9 protein-coding genes and 3 tRNA genes are annotated in these 15,546 nt (G+C 57.7%); 6 read left to right on the top strand and 6 right to left on the bottom strand.

Features of this window, described 5'->3' with window-relative positions:
* Positions 1-81 precede the first annotated feature (81 nt).
* Both csdA and csdE read left to right on the top strand, forming a co-directional pair.
* Positions 82-1,287: a cysteine desulfurase CsdA gene (gene csdA, locus HCH49_RS16480; RefSeq protein ID WP_047743884.1), complete on the top strand. Its 1,206-nt coding sequence runs from the start codon at positions 82-84 to the stop codon at positions 1,285-1,287.
* Entirely contained in the window at positions 1,287-1,733 is a 447-nt protein-coding gene (gene csdE / locus HCH49_RS16475; RefSeq protein WP_033146434.1) for a cysteine desulfurase sulfur acceptor subunit CsdE, read from the top strand. Before csdA ends, csdE begins: the two co-directional genes overlap by 1 nt.
* Here csdE and tcdA read toward each other — a convergent pair.
* Complete coding sequence (gene tcdA, locus HCH49_RS16470; protein ID WP_048979243.1) at positions 1,724-2,530, bottom strand: tRNA cyclic N6-threonylcarbamoyladenosine(37) synthase TcdA; 807 nt, start codon at positions 2,528-2,530, stop codon at positions 1,724-1,726. The two genes, csdE and tcdA, sit on opposite strands and share 10 nt — an antisense overlap.
* Positions 2,531-2,605: 75 nt before the next feature.
* Positions 2,606-3,703, bottom strand: a complete 1,098-nt coding sequence (gene mltA / locus HCH49_RS16465) for a murein transglycosylase A (protein ID WP_033146436.1) — start codon at positions 3,701-3,703, stop codon at positions 2,606-2,608.
* 208 nt (positions 3,704-3,911) lie between these two features.
* Here mltA and HCH49_RS16460 point away from each other — a divergent pair.
* The 3 genes from HCH49_RS16460 to HCH49_RS16450 all read left to right on the top strand — a co-directional run bounded on the left by HCH49_RS16460 (position 3,912) and on the right by HCH49_RS16450 (position 4,230).
* Positions 3,912-3,988: transfer RNA gene (locus tag HCH49_RS16460), tRNA-Met, on the top strand.
* A gap of 44 nt (positions 3,989-4,032) precedes the next feature.
* Positions 4,033-4,109 (top strand) — tRNA-Met (locus tag HCH49_RS16455).
* Positions 4,110-4,153: 44 nt separating this feature from the next.
* Positions 4,154-4,230 (top strand) — tRNA-Met (locus HCH49_RS16450).
* Between the two features lie 88 nt (positions 4,231-4,318).
* Here HCH49_RS16450 and amiC read toward each other — a convergent pair.
* Positions 4,319-5,572: an N-acetylmuramoyl-L-alanine amidase AmiC gene (gene amiC / locus HCH49_RS16445; protein WP_033146437.1), complete on the bottom strand. Its 1,254-nt coding sequence runs from the start codon at positions 5,570-5,572 to the stop codon at positions 4,319-4,321.
* Positions 5,573-5,799: 227 nt separating this feature from the next.
* On the opposite strand from amiC, the gene argA reads away from it, so the two are divergent.
* Positions 5,800-7,131, top strand: coding sequence for an amino-acid N-acetyltransferase (argA, locus tag HCH49_RS16440; protein WP_039263334.1), 1,332 nt, complete (start codon positions 5,800-5,802; stop codon positions 7,129-7,131).
* A 54-nt stretch (positions 7,132-7,185) separates the two neighbouring features.
* Here argA and recD read toward each other — a convergent pair whose 3' ends face one another.
* The 3 genes from recD to ptrA are packed head-to-tail and all read right to left on the bottom strand — an operon-like array spanning position 7,186 to position 15,409.
* A complete protein-coding gene (gene recD, locus HCH49_RS16435; protein ID WP_167819063.1) occupies positions 7,186-9,006 on the bottom strand; it encodes an exodeoxyribonuclease V subunit alpha in 1,821 nt (606 codons plus the stop codon).
* Positions 9,003-12,545, bottom strand: coding sequence for an exodeoxyribonuclease V subunit beta (gene recB / locus HCH49_RS16430; protein ID WP_221703011.1), 3,543 nt, complete (start codon positions 12,543-12,545; stop codon positions 9,003-9,005). The genes recD and recB overlap by 4 nt, the downstream gene beginning before the upstream one ends.
* Positions 12,542-15,409, bottom strand: a complete 2,868-nt coding sequence (gene ptrA, locus HCH49_RS16425; protein WP_087823254.1) for a pitrilysin — start codon at positions 15,407-15,409, stop codon at positions 12,542-12,544. The genes recB and ptrA overlap by 4 nt, the downstream gene beginning before the upstream one ends.
* Positions 15,410-15,546 lie beyond the last annotated feature (137 nt).

Here is a 15,546-nt window from a genome sequence, read left to right as displayed (position 1 = left end):
CAGACAATTCTGATAGATATCAACCTCCTTGCCCTGCCGCTGAAATTGCGCGACGATCGCTAAATTGAAATGAGGAATCCCATGAACGCTTTCAGTCCTGCGCAGTTCCGCGCACAGTTTCCGGCCCTGGCCGATGCCGGTATTTACCTGGATAGCGCCGCCACCGCCCTGAAGCCACAGGCGGTGATTGAGGCCACGCAGCAGTTCTACAGCCTGAGCGCCGGGAACGTGCATCGCAGCCAGTTTGCCGAAGCGCAGCGATTAACCGCGCGCTATGAAGCCGCACGCGATCAGGTCGCACGCCTGATCAATGCCGAAAGCGGGAAAAACATCGTCTGGACGCGCGGCACGACCGAAGCCATCAATATGGTGGCCCAGTGCTACGCGCGCCCGCTGCTTCAGCCGGGCGATGAGATCGTCGTCAGCGAGGCGGAACATCACGCCAACCTGGTGCCATGGCTGATGGTGGCAGAGCAAACGGGTGCACGCGTGGTGAAGCTTCCACTGGGTGCAGACCTTCTTCCCGACGTTGCCCGTCTCCCAGAGCTGATTACCCCCCGCAGCCGCATTCTGGCGCTCGGACAGATGTCGAACGTCACGGGTGGTTGCCCGGACCTGGCTCAGGCTATTCGCATAGCCCATGCCAGCGGGATGGTGGTGATGGTCGACGGCGCTCAGGGCGTGGTGCACTTCCCCGCTGATGTGCAGGCGCTTGATATCGATTTCTATGCCTTCTCTGGTCATAAGCTCTACGGGCCAACCGGTATTGGGGCGTTGTACGGCAAGCCTGAACTGCTGGCAAAAATGACGCCGTGGCTCGGTGGCGGCAAAATGATCACCGAAGTGTCGTTCGATGGCTTCAAAACTCAGGATGTTCCCTATCGACTGGAAGCCGGTACGCCGAACGTGGCGGGGGTGATTGGCTTAAGCGCAGCGCTGGAGTGGCTGGCAGAAACAGACATCGTTCAGGCAGAAAGCTGGAGCCGGGGGCTGGCGACGCTGGCAGAGGAAGAGCTCAAAAAGCGCCCGGGTTTCCGCTCGTTCCGCGTTCAGGACTCAAGCCTGCTCGCCTTTGATTTTGCGGGCGTTCACCATAGCGACATGGTGACGCTGCTGGCCGGGTACGGCATTGCCCTGCGTGCCGGACAGCACTGCGCCCAGCCGCTGCTGGCGGCGCTTGGCGTTAACGGTACGCTGCGCGCCTCGTTTGCGCCGTACAATACCCAAAGCGATGTCGACGCGCTGGTTGCCGCCGTTGACCGCGCCCTTGAAATACTGGTGGATTAATGACTAGCGCTGCTTTAGCCGGACATCCGTTTGGCACGGTCATCACAGAAGAGACCTTAAAACAGACCTTCGCCCCGCTCCAGCAGTGGGAAGATAAATATCGACAGCTGATCCTGCTGGGTAAACAGCTCCCGGCCCTTTCAGACGATCTTAAAGCACAGGCGAAAGAGATTGCAGGCTGTGAAAACCGCGTCTGGCTGGGCGTGAGCGTCTCCGGCGGGAAGCTGCACTTCTTCGGCGACAGCGAAGGCCGCATCGTCCGGGGACTGCTGGCCGTATTGCTGACCGCTGTGGAAGGGAAAAGCGCGGCGGAATTGCTGGCACATTCGCCGCTGGCGTTATTTGATGAGCTGGGGCTGCGCGCGCAGCTCAGCGCCTCGCGCGGTCAGGGGTTGATCGCGCTCAGCGACGCGGTACTGGATGCCGCACGTCAGGCTCAGGCCTGACGTTCCGCCTTCGCCAGCATTTTCTTGAGGGCGTGAGACACCGCCACAAAGCCGAAGGAGGCGGTCACCATGGTGGCCGCACCAAAACCTGAGGCGCAATCCATTCGTTTTGGCCCTTCCGCCGTGCTTTTCATCGCGCAGACTGAGCCATCCGCCTGCGGGTAGACCAGCGCTTCGGTCGAGAACACGCAGTCGACGCCGAGCTTGCCTTTGCTGTTCTTCACCACGTTAAAATCGCTCTTCAGGCGCTCGCGCAGCTTGGCCGCCAGCGGATCCTGGATCGTTTTCGCCAGGTCGGCCACCTGGATCTGCGTCGGATCGATTTGCCCGCCCGCGCCGCCCGTCGTGACCAGCGGCACCTTGTAGCGACGGCAGTATGCGATCAACGCCGCTTTTGGCCGCACGCTGTCGATGGCGTCAATCACATAGCTATAGCCTTTGCTCATGTACTCCGCGACGTTATCTGCCGTCACAAAGTCGTCGATCACCGTCACGCGGCACTCCGGGTTGATCAAACGGATACGTTCCGCCATGACCTCAGACTTCGCCAGGCCGACGTTATCGCGCAGGGCGTGGATTTGACGGTTGGTGTTGGTGACGCAAACGTCATCCATGTCAATCAGCGTGATTGCGCCAATACCGGTTCTCGCCAGCGCTTCTGCCGCCCACGACCCCACACCACCAATGCCCACGACGCAGACGTGCGCATCCGCAAACAGCTGCAGGGCTTTTTCACCATATAAACGTGCCGTCCCGCCAAAACGCTGGCGCCAGGCGTCGCTGATTACCACAGACATAAAACCTCAGATGTAAAAAGGGTGAGGTTTTCCTCACCCTGAACAGTAATCCGTATTGCGCTCAGAATACCACAATCAGCCGCTGAATACGTTTCCAGCTCCCGGAGCTGCCTTCAGTACCCACACGCGTCCGTAGTGGTTATACCAGCCCGCGCGATGGCCTGCGTCAGGGCCAATGCCCTGATAGATGTCAAAGTGCTGGCCTTTAATCGCCCCGCCGACGTCCAGCGCCACCATCAGACGCAGCTCATACTGACCGTTGAACTTGCCGTTATTGTCCAGCAGAGGAACCTCAGCCAGCAGCGTGGTGCCTGCAGGAATAATCGAACGATCCGATGCTACCGACGCGCGGCCAATCAGGGGAACTGCACTCGCTCCTTTCACCGGCGCGAAGTTTTGCGGTTTGAAGAAGACGAACGACGGGTTCTGCTCCAGCAGCTCGCGCACCTCGGCTTCGCTGTGTTTCTCGCCCCACTCGCGGATCGCCTGCATCGACATATCTTCTTTCTTCACTTCACCGCGGTCGATCAGCACTTTACCGATGCTGCGATAGGCGTGGCCGTTTTTACCGGAATAACTGAAGAAGTTAAGCGGCGACCCGTCGCCAAAATCAATGTAGCCGCTGCCCTGAACGTCCATGATGAAGTTATCCATCAGGGAGTTGCTGTAGGCCAGAACGTAGTTTTCGCTCAGCGCACCGGCGTAGATCTCAGCGCGAGACGGCAGACGACCGCGTTTTGGCGGCATACGATAGATAGGATACTGGAACTCGCCCTGACGCGAGTGTCGTGCCTGGATAACCGGGGTGTAGTAACCGGTAAACTGGACGTTGCCGTAGTTATCGGCCCCTTCCATCTGCCAGGCGTCGATACCAAACTGGCGCATGTTGCGCGTATCGCCGCCTGCTTTAAGCCAGTCCTGGACCGCGTTATACACGCTACTCTGGGCGCCATACAGACGCGGCGACGCGTTGCGGATCTGGTAGACCTGCTCGGAGAAATCACCGGCATTAATCGGTGCGCCGACGGCATCAGGCTGATTAACTAAAGAGAAAGGCTGGGATAACTTCCCGTCTTTATACTGTTGACCGCGATCGGTCGGTTTGGAAGAACAGGCCGCAAGAATCGCTACCATTGCGCCCGCCATCAGATACTTCGCCCAACGTCCTTTCATTATATCTCGTCTTTAAGTTGCCCATTTCCGCGTGATGAAGATAACAAACCGCCAGGGCTAATGAAATGCGATCGCATGCCCTTTGGCAAATTTTGCGCAAAAAATAGTCCGAACAGAGCCATGTCGTTCAATTTGCATACAAAATCATGATTTATGTGAAAAAGGGGTTGCATCACAAACCTATCCGAGTATAGTGCGCATCCACGGACGCGGGGTGGAGCAGCCTGGTAGCTCGTCGGGCTCATAACCCGAAGGTCGTCGGTTCAAATCCGGCCCCCGCAACCAATTAAAATTTGATGAAGTATCTTCTACGACAGTAGAAAGACGGACGCGGGGTGGAGCAGCCTGGTAGCTCGTCGGGCTCATAACCCGAAGGTCGTCGGTTCAAATCCGGCCCCCGCAACCAATCAAATTTGAAGAAGTAAGTTTCTACACGAGTAGAAAGACGGACGCGGGGTGGAGCAGCCTGGTAGCTCGTCGGGCTCATAACCCGAAGGTCGTCGGTTCAAATCCGGCCCCCGCAACCAACACTTCTGAAAACAATAAACACCCTCAAGGGTGTTTTTTTGTATCTGTCGTTTGTGAATTTGCCGGGCGTTTACCCGGCTGAAAGCGTTATCCGCGTCGCGCCAGCGTCGCCCCGTCAGAGAAATACGCCCGTATCCCCGCCAGAATCGACTCCGCAACGTCCTGCTGGAATTTTGCCGTCTTGAGCTTACGCTCCTCTTCGACGTTACTGATAAAGGCGGTTTCGACCAGAATGGACGGGATATCCGGTGCCTTGAGTACCGCAAACCCGGCCTGTTCAACGCTGTTTTTATGCAGCTTATTGATGTTGCCCAGCTTGCCCAGCACCGCTTTACCAAACTTCAGGCTGTCGTTAATGGTCAGCGACTGCACCATATCGAACATAGTGTGGTCGACGTAGCGGTCGCCGCTTTTGCTCACGCCACCAATCAGGTCAGAGGCGTTCTGGCTGTCAGCCAGGAATCTTGCTGCGGTACTGGTCGCGCCTTTGGTTGAGAGCGCAAACACCGACGAGCCGCTTGGCTGGCGGCTGGTAAAGGCATCCGCATGGATCGACACGAACAAATCGGCGCGCTGCTTCTGCGCTTTCGCCACCCGGACCTTCAGCGGGATAAAGATATCTTCATTGCGCGTCATATAGGCGCGCATATTGCCTTCTTTATCAATCAACGCCTTCAGGCGGCGGGCAATTTGCAGCACCACGTCTTTTTCACGCGTGCGGTATTTACCCACCGCGCCGGAGTCTTCGCCGCCGTGGCCGGGATCGAGCATGATCACAATCGGACGATCGCGCCCTGCTTTTCCGGGTTGCGGACCGCTTTGCGCAGGCGGCACCTGACGCTGAAGATCGCCCTTGTTGTAGTCCTCCAGCAGAGCGAGAAGCGGATCCTGGATATCCGTTGCGTTGGCCGGGTAGAGATCCATCACCAGACGCTCTTTAAAGGTCGCGACGGGCGCCAGGGCGAACAGCTGCGGCTTAACGTTCTGTTTAAGCTCAAACACCATGCGCACGGTTTGCGGATCAAACTGCCCGACGCGCGCCGATTTAATAAACGGATCGTCGCCGCGGATCTGCGCCGCCATCCCTTTCAGCACGGAGTTGAGGTTAACGCCTTCGAGATCCACCACCACGCGTTCAGGGTTGCTGAGGGCAAATTGCTTATATTTCAGCACGCGATTGGATTCGACCGTCACGCGCGTATAGGTCGACGACGGCCAGACGCGCACCGCCACCACCTGACTCGTGGCGGCAAGACCGACCTGACTGACGCTAAGCAACCACATTGCCCCGGCCCCTTTTAACAAACGGCGGCGGCTTATTGCTGAATTGGATCCCGACATGCTTCTCCCGAGCAAGAACACTGACTGATATACAAAATGTCCAAATTGACCGAAAACTTTAACGAATGACGCATAAACTGTCATCTATAAAAGGGTAAACAATCATACGCTAACGCACGGATTACTTACCAATTTCTGTGGGTCGCGGAAAATTTGCGCTTGCACACGCGGCCACAATCGAATAAAAATACAGAAATTACGAATAAACATTCATTAAGGGTTGTGCCATGGTGAAGGAACGTAGAACCGAACTGGTCCAGGGATTCCGCCATTCTGTTCCCTATATCAACGCCCATCGGGGAAAAACGTTTGTCATCATGCTTGGCGGCGAAGCCATTGAGCATGAAAATTTTTCCAGCATCGTCAATGACATTGGCCTGCTGCACAGCCTCGGGATCCGCCTGGTGGTGGTTTATGGCGCGCGTCCGCAGATCGACGCCAACCTGGCCGCTCACCACCACGAGCCGATTTACCATAAACATACCCGCGTCACCGATGCCAAAACCCTGGAGCTGGTGAAACAGGCGGCGGGTCTGCTGCAGCTGGATATTACCGCGCGTCTCTCCATGAGCCTGAACAATACGCCGCTGCAGGGCGCGCATATCAACGTCGTGAGCGGCAACTTTATCATTGCCCAGCCGCTCGGCGTGGACGATGGCGTGGATTACTGCCACAGCGGCCGTATCCGTCGTATTGATGAAGAAGCTATTCACCGCCAGCTGGACAGCGGTGCCATCGTGCTGATGGGCCCGGTCGCCGTTTCCGTGACCGGCGAAAGCTTTAACCTGACGTCCGAAGAGATCGCCACGCAGCTGGCGATCAAGCTGAAGGCGGAAAAAATGATTGGGTTCTGCTCCTCCCAGGGCGTCGTGGACGGTGAAGGAACAATCGTACCGGAACTCTTCCCGAATGAAGCCCAGGCCCGCGTGGAAGCGCTGGAAGCCGAAGGCGATTACCACTCCGGCACCGTCCGCTTCCTGCGTGGCGCCGTGAAGGCCTGCCGCAGCGGCGTGCGCCGCAGCCACCTGATCAGCTATCAGGAAGACGGGGCTCTGCTGCAGGAGCTGTTCTCCCGCGACGGTATTGGTACGCAGATTGTGATGGAGAGTGCGGAGCAGATCCGCCGCGCCACCATCAATGACATCGGCGGCATTCTGGAGCTGATCCGCCCGCTGGAACAGCAGGGCATTCTGGTACGTCGCTCACGCGAACAGCTGGAGATGGAGATCGATAAATTCACCATTATTCAGCGCGATAACCTGACCATTGCCTGCGCCGCGCTCTATCCGTTCCCGGAAGAGAAGATCGGTGAAATGGCCTGCGTGGCGGTGCATCCTGATTACCGTAGCTCTTCACGCGGCGAAATGCTGCTTGAACGCGTGGCGGCACAGGCGCGCCAGATGGGGCTGAGCAAGCTGTTCGTCCTGACGACGCGCAGCATTCACTGGTTCCAGGAGCGCGGATTCACGCCGGTGGATATCGATTCTCTGCCGGAAACGAAGAAAGAGATGTACAACTATCAGCGTCGTTCAAAGGTGCTGATGGCTGACCTGGGATAATACAACGCTTGCCGGGTCGCGCTGCGCGTACCCGGCTTATAGGTCTTGCCCGGTTCAGAGGGACTCAAATATCGCGCCCAGCCCGCTTCGGCGTTCCGTTCGGGTGGCGATCGCCTGCACCAGCACCCGATCATCGGTATAGAGCGAAAGACGCTGACGCGCGCGCGTAATGGCGGTATAGATCAGCTCGCGGGTAACGACGGGTGAAAGCTGCGTGGGCAGGATCAGCGCCGCATGGTTAAACTCGGAGCCCTGGGATTTATGCACCGTCATCGCCCAGGCGGTTTCATGCTCGGGCAAACGGCTGGGCTGGAAGGACTTCACACTCCCGTCCGGCATCTGGAACCAGACGCGCAGGCCCTGACCACAATCGAGCGCAATCCCGATATCCCCGTTAAACAATCCCAGCGCGCTGTCGTTGCGGGAGATCATCACCGGTCGCCCTTCATACCAGCGCGAGTGCTGGGTACGGTTAATTTTGCGTTTTTGCGCCAGCAGCTGTTCCAGCCTGTCGTTCAGACCCCGGACGCCAAAGGGGCCTTCCCTCAGCGCACAGAGCAGCTGGTATTCGCCAAACGCGGCAATGACCTGCTCCGGCGTACTTTGCTGTTGTACGCCCGTCAGAAAGTGCTGATACCCCTGCAGGGCGTCGTCCAGCATCGCCTGATACTCTTCCCCACTTTGCAGCGATTTTTTCTCAATATCCGTAAAGGTACCGTCAAATACCGCTGTGGTGGTGCGCCGGTCGCCCCGGTTCACCGCCGCCGCAAGCTGGCCGATGCCGGAGTCGCTGCCGAAACGGTAGCTTTTTTGCAGCAGACACAGGCTGTCGCGCAGCGCCCCTGCAAGCGAATGGTTTTCAGACGTGAGCGAACATCCGGTGAGACGGGCCAGCTCCTGCGCGCGTTCCGCGGTATATCCCAGGCTGGCATAGGTGCAGATATCCCCCAATACGGCTCCCGCCTCTACGGAGGCAAGCTGATCGCGATCGCCGAGGAAAATGACGCGCGCGTGCGGCGGTAGCGCATCGATCAAACGCGACATCATCGTCAGGTCAATCATCGACGCTTCATCCACGACCAACACGTCAAGGTGCAGTGGGTTACCGGCATGATAGCGCAGACGCTGGCTACCCGGCTGTGCGCCTAGCAAACGGTGCAGGGTGCTCGCCTCATTGGGGAAAAGCGCAAGCTGATCCCCGGTTAGCGGCAGTTTTTGCAGCGCGCCGCCCAACGATTCCGTCAGACGTGCCGCCGCTTTACCGGTGGGGGCCGCCAGGCGAATACGGCACTTTTGCTCACCCGATAACTGAATCAGCGCGGCAAGCAGTTTTGCCACAGTGGTCGTTTTCCCGGTGCCCGGGCCGCCAGAAATCACCGAGATCCGTCGGGTTAAGGCCACGGCTGCCGCCACTTTCTGCCAGTTTGTCTCGTCGTCAGAGGTAAACAGCGTATCCAGCGTTTGCCGGAGCTGCGCTTCATCGCAGGGAAGCGGGGCGTTGGTCTCGCTGAAGAAGCGCGCTACCGTCAGTTCGTTACGCCACAGCCGGTTAAGATACAAACGCTCGCCGACAAGGATCATCGGCGTCCCGGTATCGGCTCCGCTTACGGCAGGCGAGCCGAGTAATATCTCCTGCCAGTCCACTGCGTCACCCAGCTGCGCGAAACACGCCTGTAAAGCCGGAGGCATTTTCTCATCCACAGCCAGACGCGACAGCGGCAGACATACGTGGCCTTCCCCCGCGTCTTTACTCAGAATGGCTGCGGCCAGCATGACGGCAGGCTCCTCGCCTGCCACCATCATGGCGAACTGCACATCCAGGTGACGCAGTAACCGTTGTTCAACCGCGTCCAGCAGTAGCGCCTGCATCGTCATGCCACCTCCTCCGTGCTTGCAGCAAACAGGTTATCCATTTTTTCAATCAGTTCCGCAGCCGGACGCGTACTAAAGACGCCGGAACGCGGGTCGTTACCATCCACTCCGCGCAGGAACAGGTAAATGACGCCGCCAAAATGATCTTCGTAGCGGTAATCGGCCATGCGATGGCGGAGGTAACGGTGCAGCGCAAGGGTGTAAAGCTGATACTGCAGATCGTAGCGATGCATTTGCATTGCCGATGCCATCGCGTCCTGGGTGTAGGCTTCGCTGCTTTCACCCAGCCAGTTCGATTTGTAATCCAGCAGGTAGTAGCGCCCTTCGTGGCGGAAAACCAGGTCGATAAAGCCTTTGAGCATCCCCTGCACCTGGCGGAAGTTCAGCGGCGGGCACCCGGCGGATAACGGATCGTACTCGCGGATCAGCGCATCAAGCGCCTCGGCCCTGAGCGGGCTGGCGATGGGGAGATAAAACTCCATCTCCACCTGCTTGTCTTTGGCGGTCAACTGGTTCAGCGAGATCCCCTGCGTCGTGAGCGGCGCGTGCAGTACCGCGCGGATCCAGTCGGTGAGAACCGGCTGCCACTGCGCGTCGTAGCCGCCACTCTGTAACATTTTCAGCACCCATTCTTCGGAAACCGGCTGGGTAAAATCCAGCTCTTCAAACAGGCTGTGCAAAAACGTGCCCGGCGAGGCGCCGCGCGGGAACTGGTGCGGCGTGAGCACCGGCTCAGCGGGTACGCTACCGGCTCCTGCGGCGTCCACGTCCAGTTTTGGCATCAGATCCTGCGCAATACTCTGCCCGTGCTGCTGTAAACCGGAGTAGCTGGTGACGCGCCAGTCGTCGGCAATGGTACGTACAACCTGGCGGGCATGGAGCGCTGACTCACGCAGCTCCGGCATCTGCCAGCGGCTGTTGTCGGGCTGCGACGGAATATGCAGGGCAACATGCTCCGTGCAAAGCGATTCGATGCACTGGCGCAGGCCCGCCGCGTCTTTGGGTTCGCCGTGCTGAATAAGCCGCCCCAGCGCGCTCAGATGAAAATCACTCTCCCCGCTCTTTTCGCCACGGCGACGGAACAGAGGCGCAACGCCCAGGCTGCAGTGCCAGACCGAACGGGTCAGCGCCACGTAAAGCAGGCGCAGGTCTTCCGCCAGACGCTCGGCTTCGGCCAGCTCAACGCTGGACTCCGCGTTGCTGAGATCGAGCACCGCCTCAAAAGACTCGCGATCGTGGTAAAAGGCCTGATCCTGCACGCGATAATTGGCGATAAACGGCAGCCAGACCAGCGGATATTCCAGGCCTTTCGACTTGTGAATGGTGACGATCTGCACCAGATGTTTATCACTCTCTAGTCGCATCTGCTGGCTGGACGAATTACTGTTCGGATCGGCAATCTGCTGCGCCAGCCAGCGTACCAGAGCGTGTTCGCTCTCCAGCTGCGTACCGGCTTCCTGCAGCAGTTCGCTGATATGTAAAATATCGGTCAAACGGCGCTCGCCGCCTGCTGTCGCCAGCATATTCTCCGCAATGTGGCGCTGCGCCATGAGCTCGCGCACCATCGCCATGACTCCACGCTTCTGCCATTTTTCGCGGTAGCGAACAAACTCTTCTACGACAGAATCCCACGCGGCTTCGTCATTGTTCAGCGCATCAATATCCCGCGCGTTCAGCCCGAGCATCGCGCTCGCTAATGCGCTACGCAGCGTGCTTTCCCGCTCCGGAGCCAGCACGGCCTGCAGCAGCCATAGCATCTCCTGCGCTTCCAGCGTTTCAAAGACGCTATCGCGGTTCGAGAGATAGACGGAGGGAATATTCAGTAACGTCAGAGCGTCGCGGATGAGCGCGGCCTCCTGACGGCTGCGAACCAGCACCGTGATATCGGATGCCTTTACCGGCGCAGGTTTATCCCCCTTCCACAGCAGCGCTTTACCGTGCGCGCCCGCACTGAGCCAGTCGCGGATTTGCGCGGCACAGTACTGGGCCATGGCATTTTGATAGTCGGCAACGCCGCAGCCTTCCCCGTCCAGTAGCCAGAAGTTCATGGCAGGCTGCGTCTCGCCGTTGAACTCAAAGCGCAACGAGGCATTTTTCTCGGCGAACTTTACCGGCTGAAACGGGATCTCCCGGAACATAAACGCCGTATCCATGCGGCTGAAGAGCGCGTTGACGCTTTCCACCATGCCGGGAGAGGAGCGCCAGTTAGTATCAAGCGTGTAGTGCGCATCAACTTCGCTACGGGCTTTCATGTAGGTGAAAATATCCGCACCGCGGAAGGCGTAGATGGCCTGTTTCGGATCGCCGATTAACAACAGCGCGGTACCGGGCTGCTGGCGCCAGATACGGCGGAAAATGCGGTATTGCTGAGGGTCGGTATCCTGAAATTCGTCAATCATCGCCACCGGGAACCGGGTGCGGATCGCGGCGGCAAGCGCTTCGCCATTTTCACTGCATAGCGCCGCATCGAGGCGGCTCAGCATATCGTCAAACCCCAGCTCACCCCGGCGGCGTTTCTCACGCGCGACGGCGTCGCGAATTTCCGTCATGGCGCGGGTAATCATCAGATCGTTGAGCGTTAAGGGCTCAGCCAGCAGGGTTTCAATCGCCACAAACAGAGGATGCTCAGGCACAATGCCGTCGGCTTTAGTCCGCTCAGCCAGGAAACGTTGGGAGAATTTCTCCAGCGCATCCGGGAGCTGGTAGCCTCGCGTCTCTTCCTGCGCCCAGGCGCTGATCTTGTCGATCCATTTCCCCTGATTGCCGCGGTTAAACTTGCGTCGATCAATCCCGGAATTTTCGATGATGGCGTCAATCTCGCCAACGGACTCAATCCATTTTTGCTTGATATCGGCAATTCTCGCGATGATTTTTTCATGGCGTGAGGCCAGGGTTTCATCCGCAGGCGGCGGGGATTTGATGACCGGCGCTTCACCCTGCAGATAACGATCGATAGCGCGCAGCAGCGCCTCCGGGCCCTTCCACAACGCATGTACCGCTTCGGCAATATCGCGCTGTAACGGGTAGCAGTGGCGACGCCAGAAATCCGCGCAGGCCTGATAGCGAAGCACTGATTCATCTTCAATGAGCTGCTGTTCAAACAGCATTCCGGATTCAAACGCATTCAGGCTCAGCATACGCTGGCAAAAACCGTGAATGGTGAAGACGGACGCTTCATCCATCTGCCGTTCAGCGAGGAGCAGCCACTGGGCTGCCTGTTGCTTATCGGCAATCTCTTCCAGAAGGCTCGCGTAGAGAGGGTTATCCGTGCTCTGACGCAGGCAGGCGATGCGCAGCTCGTGGATATTGCTGCGAATACGGCCCCGCAGCTCAGCGGTGGCAGCCTCGGTGAAGGTGACTACCAGCAGCTCTTCCACGCTCAAAGGGCGTGGAAAAGCGGCGTTGCCGCCAAGCCCCAGCAGCAGACGCAGGTACAGGGCGGCAATGGTGAAGGTTTTTCCCGTTCCCGCTGAGGCTTCAATCAATCGTTCACCCTGCAGAGGTAAACGTAAGGGATCAAGGGACTCAGCGGTATCGGTCATTCTTTCTTACTCCAGGGCATAGATTGCTGCAGCGCGCTGACGCTCTTCCAGACTTTCCAGCCTTTCGGGTTCACGTATTCCGTTTTCCCGTTCTGGCTACCGGAAACCTGAGACAGGATGGTGATTCCCTGCGGCTTAATGACCGCCTGATGGAAGAAGTCGGCAACCTTCTGCGGCGTCAGCTGTTTTATCTCGGCCACTACTTTATCACGCGAATCAAATTTCAGATTACCGCGATCGAAATCTTTGCTCAGCTGCGAGGCTTCTTCACCCAGCGTCTGCGGCGGCTGCATCACCTGTGCGATGACGGCCTGCTGGATTTGCGCAAACTCTTCCGGCTTCATGGCGCGCAGTTTTGCTTCCACCTGTGGGAAGAAGGCCTGGTAACGCTTCCAGAGATACGCCGGCTGTTTATCGCTGCTTTGCAGCAGGAAACCCAGCCCCCACTGTCGGCCTACGTTCATGGAGAAGGCAAACACCGCGTAGCCAAGCTGCTCCTCTGTGCGTAACTGGTTATAAAACCACGGCTGAATAATTTGCCCCAGTACGGCACTCTGCGCCGAGCTGGCGAATTCATCATAGCCCGTTGGCACAAATACCGCGGCCAGCGCGGAATCCGTGCTGTTACCCGCCTTTTCAAAAATCACATTCTGTTTTTTCTCAACCAGCACGTCCTGGTTGCGGCACCACTCGTCGCCTTTCGAACCGAGCTGAGTGCGTACATTCTCTGCCAGGGTTTTGGCCTGATCCTCACTCATGTTGCCGACGATCAGGAACTCCGGACGCGTGTTGGTTTTCAGCGCATCACGGTAAGCCAGCACGTCTTTTAAGGTGATCGAAGGCAACAGCGCGCGGCGATCCTCTCGCTGGAAATAAGGAACTTGCGACAGCATTTGCGCCGGCATAAGCGCCATATCGTAAGCTTTGCCCTTCTCCGCAGAATCCATCATCTGCGCATACCACGATTTAGCCTGTTCAAGCTGCTCTTCCGTCGGCGTATAGCTGAAATAGCCCTCCAGCAGTGCCTGGAACAGCTGAGGCAAACGCTGGGTATAGCCGTTTGCATTGAGCATCAAACCGTTGTTGGCGTTGGTGGAGAAGCTGATCCCGCCCACGGCCGCCTGGTTGCTGAGCTGATCGAGCGCAATCCCGGCGAGATAGTCATTGAGCGCGAACATCACCTGATTTTTGGCGCTGTTCATCGCTTTCGGGTTACGCAGCACCACGCTGACATCGGCCTTTGGCTCGCTTGCGAAGTAGCGGCTGGGGGTGTACACCACGCGCAGCGTCGGTTCATCAACGATGAGCGCCGGGTGCGGGTAATCTTTAGTCGTTTTGGTCAGCGAGAAGTCATCCGGAATATAGGGGTTCAGCTCCGGCAGCTTTAACGCAATCTCCCCGGCCTTCTTCTGCCAGTCGGCGAAGGTCTGCGCGCTGATTTTGTCCACCTGATAAGGAGCATCGACAAAATACGCCGTCTTGTTATGCGGTTCGTTCGGGCTGATGTACCAGATGCGGGCATTCTCCGGCGTCATCATCGCCAGGCGGGCTTTTACCGCATCGGCATCATAGCGGTCGGCAATATTGACCGCATCGAGGGTGTGTTCCACCGGCACGCGGATCATGGTATCCGCCAGCCACTCAACGTAATCCATATCGCGGGTAATGGACGGGTAACGGAAATCGAGATCCAGCACGTGGGCGAGCTCATCAAAGTAGCGCTTATCGACGCCTTTCTCACGCAGTAAAGAGAGGTAGCTGAAGATCGCCGCCACCACTTCGTCACGGTTTGCCAGGCCCTTGTCGGTCAGGGTGGCGGAGATCGCCAGCACGCCGCTATTGCCGTTCACAACCGGATCGGAGTCGGCGCGAATACCTTCCACCAGCCCCTGTTTTTGCAGCCAGTCAGAAAGCGTACCCGGGCTACGGTTACCTATCAGATAGGTCACCAGCTCATCGGTTTTACTGCGAAACTGTGCGGTGTTGTTATCGATGCGGAATTCCACGCGCAGCACTTTGCGCGGCAGCGCAGGCACGTAGTGGATCACGATGCCCTTTTGCGCATCCGTGACCACCGGTACGTCTATCTGCGGCAGGTCGATATTTTTATTCGGCACCCGGCCAAACGTTTTAGCCGCCATGCCTGCCAGTTCTGGCAACGGTTTATTGCTGTAGATGACCGCTTTCATCAGGTTGGCGGAGTAGTATTTATCGCGAAACGCGTGCAGGGCATCAAGCACCGGGCTGTTCGGTTTGTCGCTTAACGTCTCAAGGTTACCGCCGGAGAAGCGCGAACCCGGGTGCGCAGGGTTGATGGTTTCGGCGCTGACCTGGGCCATGCGCATACCGTCTCGCGTGCGGGCAAGGGTCAACTCAGCATTGACGGCATTGCGTTCACGGTCGGCATATTTTTTATCCAGCAGGGGGGCGGCGATGGAATCAGCAAGGCGATCGACCGCGCCTTCCAGCGCATCATTTTCGACTTCAAGATAAAAGGCCGTGCGGTACGGTGCCGTACTGGCATTGTGGCTGCCGCCATGCATTTTCAAAAATTCGGACAGGCTATCTGGCTGCGGGTATTTTTTTGACCCCATCAGCGTCATATGTTCCAGATAGTGTGCAAGCCCAGGATGCGCGTCAGGATCTTCCAGCGATCCAACCGGCACCACTAATGCCGAGAGGGACTTCACCGCCTGCGGATCGGAAACCAGCAGCACGGTCATGCCGTTATCAAGACGAATAGCCTGATATTGACGGGTATCTTTTTCGCTTTTACGAATAGTTTCCTGAACGGGTTGCCAACCGGAGTCTGCCTGAGTGACAGGTACCCAGAGGGCGAAAAACAAAACAAACGCTTTAAACAAGGTGCTACCTCTTTATCACGGCTACATCATTAATACATTGCGTGCTGGACACGCCAACATCTCTTTATTGGGTACATCAGTCCGTGATAAGAAGTGCATCATAATTGAACACCCCACACTGCGCAATTTTTATACAG

It is taken from the genome of Enterobacter sp. Y17 (assembly GCF_019730495.1).
GTDB classification, from domain to species: Bacteria; Pseudomonadota; Gammaproteobacteria; order Enterobacterales; family Enterobacteriaceae; genus Enterobacter; species Enterobacter asburiae_B.
The sequence above is the reverse complement of the archived record's forward strand: the minus strand, read 5'-3'. Positions and strand labels throughout refer to the sequence as shown.

Bases quoted from the DNA above. Each gene is read 5' to 3' on its own strand.
- csdA (WP_047743884.1), top strand. From the start codon at position 82: ATGAACGCTTTCAGTCCTGCGCAGTTCCGCGCACAGTTTCCGGCCCTG.
- csdE (WP_033146434.1), top strand. From the start codon at position 1,287: ATGACTAGCGCTGCTTTAGCCGGACATCCGTTTGGCACGGTCATCACA.
- tcdA (WP_048979243.1), bottom strand. From the start codon at position 2,530: ATGTCTGTGGTAATCAGCGACGCCTGGCGCCAGCGTTTTGGCGGGACG.
- mltA (WP_033146436.1), bottom strand. From the start codon at position 3,703: ATGAAAGGACGTTGGGCGAAGTATCTGATGGCGGGCGCAATGGTAGCG.
- amiC (WP_033146437.1), bottom strand. From the start codon at position 5,572: ATGTCGGGATCCAATTCAGCAATAAGCCGCCGCCGTTTGTTAAAAGGG.
- argA (WP_039263334.1), top strand. From the start codon at position 5,800: ATGGTGAAGGAACGTAGAACCGAACTGGTCCAGGGATTCCGCCATTCT.
- recD (WP_167819063.1), bottom strand. From the start codon at position 9,006: ATGACGATGCAGGCGCTACTGCTGGACGCGGTTGAACAACGGTTACTG.
- recB (WP_221703011.1), bottom strand. From the start codon at position 12,545: ATGACCGATACCGCTGAGTCCCTTGATCCCTTACGTTTACCTCTGCAG.